This window comes from Nocardia sp. NPDC055029, assembly GCF_053608525.1.
This window is the reverse complement of sequence record NZ_JBSGVQ010000003.1, coordinates 131,271-138,042: the sequence shown is the minus strand read 5'-3', so window position 1 is coordinate 138,042 and position 6,772 is coordinate 131,271. Positions and strand designations below refer to the sequence as shown.

General features: G+C 62.7%; 10 protein-coding genes. 1 reads left to right on the top strand and 9 read right to left on the bottom strand.

The annotated features are described in order from the left end of the window. From ACWF9G_RS04050 to ACWF9G_RS04040, 3 genes are all read right to left on the bottom strand, one after another. Positions 1-404 (bottom strand): hypothetical protein (locus tag ACWF9G_RS04050; protein ID WP_452513520.1); only part of this gene is annotated, 404 nt, incomplete at its 3' end. A 517-nt stretch (positions 405-921) separates the two neighbouring features. Then, positions 922-1,263 (bottom strand): hypothetical protein, encoded by a 342-nt coding sequence (locus ACWF9G_RS04045; RefSeq protein ID WP_452513518.1) that lies wholly within the window; start codon positions 1,261-1,263, stop codon positions 922-924. Positions 1,264-1,558: 295 nt separating this feature from the next. Next, positions 1,559-2,548, bottom strand: a complete 990-nt coding sequence (locus ACWF9G_RS04040) for a GlxA family transcriptional regulator (protein ID WP_452513516.1) — start codon at positions 2,546-2,548, stop codon at positions 1,559-1,561. 77 nt (positions 2,549-2,625) lie between these two features. Between ACWF9G_RS04040 and ACWF9G_RS04035 the strand changes: the two genes are divergently transcribed. Beyond that, complete coding sequence (locus ACWF9G_RS04035; protein ID WP_452513514.1) at positions 2,626-3,207, top strand: isochorismatase family protein; 582 nt, start codon at positions 2,626-2,628, stop codon at positions 3,205-3,207. On the opposite strand, the gene ACWF9G_RS04030 is transcribed toward ACWF9G_RS04035, so the two are convergent. From ACWF9G_RS04030 to ACWF9G_RS04005, 6 genes are all read right to left on the bottom strand, one after another. Beyond that, positions 3,204-3,566: a HepT-like ribonuclease domain-containing protein gene (locus tag ACWF9G_RS04030; RefSeq protein ID WP_452513512.1), complete on the bottom strand. Its 363-nt coding sequence runs from the start codon at positions 3,564-3,566 to the stop codon at positions 3,204-3,206. The two genes, ACWF9G_RS04035 and ACWF9G_RS04030, sit on opposite strands and share 4 nt — an antisense overlap. After that, positions 3,563-4,006 (bottom strand): helix-turn-helix domain-containing protein, encoded by a 444-nt coding sequence (locus ACWF9G_RS04025; protein ID WP_452513510.1) that lies wholly within the window; start codon positions 4,004-4,006, stop codon positions 3,563-3,565. Before ACWF9G_RS04025 ends, ACWF9G_RS04030 begins: the two co-directional genes overlap by 4 nt. Positions 4,007-4,057: 51 nt before the next feature. After that, positions 4,058-4,720, bottom strand: coding sequence for an LppU/SCO3897 family protein (locus tag ACWF9G_RS04020; RefSeq protein WP_452513508.1), 663 nt, complete (start codon positions 4,718-4,720; stop codon positions 4,058-4,060). 232 nt (positions 4,721-4,952) lie between these two features. Continuing rightward, positions 4,953-5,252: a hypothetical protein gene (locus ACWF9G_RS04015; protein ID WP_452513506.1), complete on the bottom strand. Its 300-nt coding sequence runs from the start codon at positions 5,250-5,252 to the stop codon at positions 4,953-4,955. Positions 5,253-5,505: 253 nt separating this feature from the next. After that, positions 5,506-5,820 (bottom strand): DUF6301 family protein, encoded by a 315-nt coding sequence (locus ACWF9G_RS04010; protein ID WP_452513504.1) that lies wholly within the window; start codon positions 5,818-5,820, stop codon positions 5,506-5,508. A 346-nt stretch (positions 5,821-6,166) separates the two neighbouring features. Continuing rightward, positions 6,167-6,736 (bottom strand): hypothetical protein, encoded by a 570-nt coding sequence (locus tag ACWF9G_RS04005; RefSeq protein WP_452513502.1) that lies wholly within the window; start codon positions 6,734-6,736, stop codon positions 6,167-6,169. Positions 6,737-6,772: the final 36 nt, after the last annotated feature.

Here is a 6,772-nt window from a genome sequence, read left to right as displayed (position 1 = left end):
GAGCCCGAAACGACCTCGTCGTCGGCAACGGCGGTCGGCAGCGGCTTGGTCTCACCGGAGCCGGAGCTCAACAGGTTGCTCAGGCCGGTAACCAGATTGGCGGAGCCGGAAACGGGCGCGTCGTCGGCAACAGCGGTCGGCAGCGGCTTGGTCTCGCCCGAGCCGGTGCTCAGCAGGTTGGCCAGGCCGGTGACCAGGTTCGCGGAGCCCGAAACGACCTCGTCGTCGGCAACGGCGGTCGGCAGCGGCTTGGTCTCACCGGAGCCGGAGCTCAACAGGTTGCTCAGGCCGGTAACCAGGTTGGCCGAGCCCGAAACGGTCTCGTCGGCCGAGGCGACACCCGTGCCACCGAAGATGATGCCCGCCGCGATGGCGACAATGCCGAGGGTACGCATCTTGCGCATTGATAATCTCCTGAAGTTCTGTCACCGAACCGGAAATCGGCTGGCGCGAATATGTTTAGCAGACCAGATGTTCGGGTACATACGTGTCTATGAACACAAGTGAAACGTGAGGCATCTAATTGCCTTCGCTCACTTTCGCCGACCAGCGAATACTCCGCCAGAAGTAGACCTGCGTCACACCTGGAAATTTCGCGCATAACAATCGCCGTGCGGAAAACTACCGCCGGAATCCATCCCGGGCGCTATCGGGCAGGTTTCCCCTGCACACAGCACGGCGCCCGCCGAGTAATCGACGGGCGCCGGTGGACACCGACTCAGGCCAGCAGAAGGCTGCCCGAGGCCGAGGACATCAGACTCAGGAAGTTGACGATGTCCAGCAGTTCGGTTGCGGAACCGGTATCCGCGATGATGGCGTTGTTCACATTCTCTCCTTCAGACGTATCGCCGAATTTATATCACGAGAGAATTACTGAATCAGCGCCTGAAGTGAACGGCAGGAAAACTCGGCGTATCCGAACTACTCGGCCGGAGTCTCACCCGAGCCACTGCTCAGCAGTTCCAGCAGCGCGGCCAGATCCAGACCCTCGGCGGAACTCGCGGGCTCGTCCGCGACCGGCTCGGCCTCACCCGAACCACTGGACAGCAGCTCGAGCAGCGCGGCCAGATCCAGACCCTCGAGCGAACCCGCGGGCTCCTCGGCGACCGCCTCGGTCTCCGCCGTACCCGTGGTCAGCCCGGACAGGAGCGCATCGGCCGAGCCGGTGGTCGGCTCGTCCGCGGCGGCCGCGACTCCCGCGCCCAGCATCGCGATGCTCGCCGCCGCTGCCACAGCCGCCCCGAAGACACGAATCTTGCTCATTGTGAACCCCTCATCTTTCAGATTTTCGGCGGAGTATGTTCCGCCCATACGAGATGTCTAACAGCGGCCGGACGACCCCCGGGAGACCGATGAAATGGGGGCAAGACAGCCGGAACCGAGCCGCCGCTCAGCCGTCCTCGCCCGACCAGCGTCTATACGACATGTCAACCACCCGGCAACGACATACGAGCCCGACCACCCTGACCGTTCGCCGATTTCCGAACCCGCCTGCCCGAACCGTCGATACAGTTCACAGCACTTCTGTGCCTATCGCTCGAGCCACAAGGCGCCGATGTCATCCGCCGATTCGAAACCTGGTGCGATACTCCGTCGGAGTCGTATCCAGCCGTCGCCGGAACGCCCGCGTCAATGTGTCGACAGTATTGAAACCACAAGCGGCAGCGACACGTTGGAGTGTTTCGTCCGTCGTTTCCAGCCGATGCCGGGCCACTTCCACCCGCGCCGATTCGATGTAGGCGGCAGGCGTCATACCGAGCTCGGTGCGAAAGATCCGCGTGAGTTGACGTTCGCCGACATGCGCGTGCTCAGCCAGATCCGTCACCGTGAGCTGACGCGCGAGGTTTCCGGCGATGTAGTGCCGGAGGTCGTCGATGCGCCGCGTAGTCGAGACCGGCTCGAGCGAAACACTGAATTGGCTTTGGCCGCTCGGCCTTTTCAGATACATCACCAACTGCCGCGCCACCCGCAGCGCGATCTCGTCCCCGAAATCATCGGCGACGAGCGCCAGCGTGAGATCGAGACACGCCGTGAGACCCGCTCCGGTCCAGATGTTCTCGTCCCGGATGTAGATCGGATCGGCATCCACCTCGACCGCCGGATGCTCGGCCGCGAGCTGCTGCGCGGTCGACCAGTGCGTGGTGGCCCGCCGCCCGTCGAGCAGCCCCGCAGCGGCCAGAATATGCGCACCGACACACACCGATGCCACCCGCCGAGCCCCCTTCGCCAGCACCGCCACCGCATCGACAACCTCGGGATCGACCACCGCCCGCACCCGGCGACTGCTGTCCGTCTCCACCGCCCCCGGAACAACCACCGTGTCGATCCGCCGCCCCGAAACCTCCGCGAACGTCACATCCGGCAGCACCCGAACACCCGCCGAGGTGGTGACCGGCTCCATGCTCTCGGCAGCCAGCACCACCTGATACCCCGTCGGCCCGTCCATCTCCCGCTGTAACAACGAGAAGACCTCGGGCGGCCCGGTGACATCGAGCAGATCGACCCGATCGAACAACACGATCACGACAAGCCGACCCGCCGCCGCCATCAGCCCTCCTCGTCATGTCCGAATCTGCAGGTTACATGACATTGCCGACATTCCCGCCGATCCATACCGTGAAGATCATGACTTCGACGACCCTCCGCCAGCTCAACGGCTTCGACGAAACCCCAGCCACCCTCGCCGACTCCACCCTGATCCTGATCGACTACCAGAACACCTACACCCAGGGCATCATGGAACTCACCGGCTGGTCCCCCGCCCTCGACGCCGCCGCCGCATTGCTCAGCAAGGCAAGAGAATCCGGCACCACAGTCATCCACGTCATCAACGACGGCGGCAAAGACACCCCCTACGACATCACCGCCGAAATCGGCCGAATCCACCCCAAAGTCGCCCCCACCCCCGACGAAAAAGTAGTCGTCAAAACAGTCCCCAACGCCTTCGTAGGCACCAACCTCGGCGACCTCGTAGACGCCGCAGGCAACGACACCGTCATCATCGCCGGCTTCATGACCCACATGTGCGTCACCTTCACCACCGAAGGCGCCTTCCTCCGCGGCAACAAACCCACCGTCGTAGCCAACGCCTGCGCCACCCGCCCCCTCGCCAAGGTCCCCGCCGACCAACTCCACGCCAGCGCCCTCGCCACCCTCGCCGACCTCTACGCGGTAGTGGTCCCGACTCCTACTGACCTGAGCGCCTAGCCTTCGGCAGATTCAAGGTGGGCAAGAATCTCGCGGACGGCTGCGGCTTCGCTGGGCAGCCGGTTCGCGAGGAGGTTCCAGAGGATGTTGTGGTCGACGGCGTCATTGTGCGCGACCAGATTTCTCGTCGCCTTGACCCCGCGCCACGAAACCTCGGGATGCGCGACGATGAATTCCTCGGGCAGCCGGGCCACCGATTCGCCCAACCGGTGCAGCACCGCCTCGGCCGCCAGCCTGGTGATCTCGTCGGAGTCGTAAGCGGACTTGCCGCCGCTGACGATCCTGGCCGCCATCTCGCTGAAGGCGAGGAAGTCTCGCAGGCTCCTGGCTGTACGTTCGCCGGTGTCCCGGCCGCTCACAGCGGCTTGGCCTCGTCCCGGATCGGGTGCGGCCCCGCGGGAAGACCACCTTCGGACACCAGATCGACATGGAGGCCGGTGAGCTCCTCCAAGTCGAGCATCAGCTCGGCCATATCGAGCAGATCCGCGTCGGCATCGAATCGCACCAGCAGATCGATGTCGCTCCCCGAGACATCGTCGCCCCGCGACACCGAACCGAAGACACGCACACGGTTTGCCTTGTGCCGCAAGGCGAGCGCGATGATCTGATCACGGTGCTCGGCGATCACGCGGGAGGGGCGCGGCTTGGCCGCGTCCCGCAGCCGACTCAACATCGTCGGCGAAGGCCGCCGTGTCCCACTCTCATAGGCGGCGATGTTGGACTGAGCGACACCGGACCGCTGCGCCAGCTCAGCCTGGGTCAGGCCAGCGGCGCGGCGCAGGTCACGCACGGTTTCCATGCCTCGATGATATCGGATGATATATCGCTCGGCCAGGGCCGCATGCCCTCGTCACGGCGTAACCAGGCAGAGGGTGAACTCGTCTGTGGTGTAGATGAACTCGGTTGCCCAATAGCTGGCGCACAGGTAGTCGTTCTCGTAATCCGAGTGCCCTTTGCTTCCCCTGACCTTGGCTATGACCTTGCCGGTCGCGCGCGGGTCCGAGCAGGAGATCTTCTCGACATTCGGATTGTCGTCCTCGGTCCGGTTGCCGTGGAGGTTCACCACACAATCCCCGACCTCAGCACTGCTCGCCGACCGCTCCTCGGCCTTCATACCGGCGACCACCAGCAACGGCACGAGTATCACCGGAATGAGCAGCCCGAGCATGCCGGCCCGCCGCCACAGTGGCTTCCCCGGATCGAGAGGCGCCCGCGGACCACCAGGAATAGGGGCAGGCAACCGCCGCACCCGCTTGGCCGCCTCGATGTTCTGCAACATGATCACCGGATTCGCCACCACCGAGATCAGCCCATACCACCCGAGCAACGCACTCTCGACAGTCAACCGCCGATACGTCGCCGTCCCACAATCCCGGCAGAACGGTCCCGGCTGGGTGATGAACTGCATGAACACAAAGAATCCACGATGCGACCGAATCGACGTGCGCACCGCGGGCGTAGCACCGCACACACAGCAATAGATCCCATTGGCCGTACTCAAGTCGGCCTGCACCGACCGAATCTCTCCTGGCGTCGACACGCCTACCCCTAAATCTCGCTCGAGCCCGCATAGACGCGGGCAACCGGCGATCGTAGCATCGACCAACGATCCAGATGGCATCGAATAGCGTTGCCGCATAACACTATTCGACAACCAAGGGGCCCACTACGACAAAAACAGCCCACACCCCCTTTGGGGTGTGGGCCGTTTCAAGCCAGGACCTCGGGTCAGCTACGAGCCGAGCCTAGTTCGCCGGGTAGTTTCCGCCGGTGCCGAAGAGATCCCGGTACATCCAGAAGAACACGCCGTTGTCCGCGAAGAACGTAGTAGCACCGGTCATGCCGGATTCACTCGGCCAATCGTGCGGCGGCTCACCCGGACTGGACACCGGGTCGGGAAGGACCCCACGCCGGATCAGGGTGAGCGTGCCGCTGATCGACCGTCGCCACACCAACCTGCTGGCACGGATCGAATTCCTGCAACAACCGCTCCACCAAACTCTCACCTCGTCATGTGCCGCCCGCTGCGACAGCACCTCCAACACGACCAGACATCATGCAGCACAATCGATCACGAAAATGAGAGCCGCGCTCCCTTAGACCTCGCTGTTGCTGCCCGATAGCGAGTCGTCGATCTTATCGAGAAATCTCTGATAGTCCGGGTTGACGAGCTTTATGGAGACTGCCACCTTGCTGATGAAGACCGTCACCACAAGATTCGGACGGTCCCATCGCAAACCACGAGTAGGCTCGATCCACCATCGGTTTGCTTGTTCCCCGAAGGTTTGAAATACACCTTCAGCGATAGCATTGAAATGCGCTAACAAGCTCCGCCGCCGATGTCGAATCGACCGAGTCAACGCCCGCCACCTCGAATATGATCCGGTTAAGCGACTCCCGGCCGGCCTTGCCACCGATAGGACCAATATTTGAATGCACATCGCGGAATTCAACGTCGAGATCTGTCGACAATCGCAGTGGTTCTGCGCCGATCTCGGCCACAGCCCAGCCGGCCGCGGAAGCGAACCTGATCAAATCGCCTTCAGTCCACGACCAATCAAATTCTCTCACTACCCCAAGAGCCCTCATTGCGCCATCAAGGTCGAATCGCATGATCGAATAGCTCCCAACGTTTGCAGCGGAAGACTACACCTACATTGGCGCGCCTTGATCAGACATCATACGTCAAAGAACTCAAGTACTCGCGTCTAGCGATCGCCGCCTCGCCAGAATTGGTCAGCGACACGTTCACTGGCAGTGATTGATCGATCGTTCGACATCCATTCATTCACAGCCGGGTAGAAGCTGACGGCCATGGGAGTACCTCGCGTAATTCGGCCGGAGACGTAGATGTTGGCAATAGGACTCGAAATCAAGCCAACGGCTGCGCCACCCGCCCCCTCGCCGACTTCTACGAGGCCGATGCTTGGATGCTCATCGGCATCGGCATCGGCATCGGCTACGGGGTCGGGGTGACGATCTCGTCGGTGTAGCGCGCGTAACGGGCCATATCGTTCTGCCAGACCACGCCGAGGTCGATGGCGTTCGCGGGCAGCTCCCGGTCCGGCGCCGTCGTCGACACCGTGATCTTGTGCAGCGCCGAGTCGTTGGGCCGGTAGCGCACAACGACATCCAGGCGGTCCCAGTCACCTCGTGGCTGGATGGCATCGATGGCCACGAAGCCCTTGATGTATGCCTCGATTCCCCAGGTTCGCCCGCTGATCACCACGGTCTTCTCGACGTTCCACGACGGAGCCGGATTGGCGGTGTAGTACACGTACGTAGGGCTGTCACCGAGGAGAGCTTTGCCGAGCGGAATGTTGCCGGGGAACTGATCTGCCGGCATATCGGCAGTGTTGCTGATCGAGACCACCGATACCTCGTCGAGCGCCTGGTCGTCGATCACGACATCGTATTCGGAGGCGTTGCCCCACCGTCCGGTCTGCCGCATCGCGTCGATCTTGACGAAGCCGGGCATATAGAACTCGGCGCCACCAGTGGACGCGACGACGGTCAGTGTCTTCTGCATGTGCGAACTTTCTGTTTGGTCGCCGATCAGTGAAGG

Coding starts and splice junctions, on each gene's coding strand:
- ACWF9G_RS04045 (WP_452513518.1), bottom strand. CDS start 1,263: ATGAGCAAGATTCGTGTCTTCGGGGCGGCTGTGGCAGCGGCGGCGAGC.
- ACWF9G_RS04040 (WP_452513516.1), bottom strand. CDS start 2,548: ATGGCGGCGGCGGGTCGGCTTGTCGTGATCGTGTTGTTCGATCGGGTC.
- ACWF9G_RS04035 (WP_452513514.1), top strand. CDS start 2,626: ATGACTTCGACGACCCTCCGCCAGCTCAACGGCTTCGACGAAACCCCA.
- ACWF9G_RS04025 (WP_452513510.1), bottom strand. CDS start 4,006: ATGGAAACCGTGCGTGACCTGCGCCGCGCCGCTGGCCTGACCCAGGCT.
- ACWF9G_RS04010 (WP_452513504.1), bottom strand. CDS start 5,820: ATGCGATTCGACCTTGATGGCGCAATGAGGGCTCTTGGGGTAGTGAGA.
- ACWF9G_RS04005 (WP_452513502.1), bottom strand. CDS start 6,736: ATGCAGAAGACACTGACCGTCGTCGCGTCCACTGGTGGCGCCGAGTTC.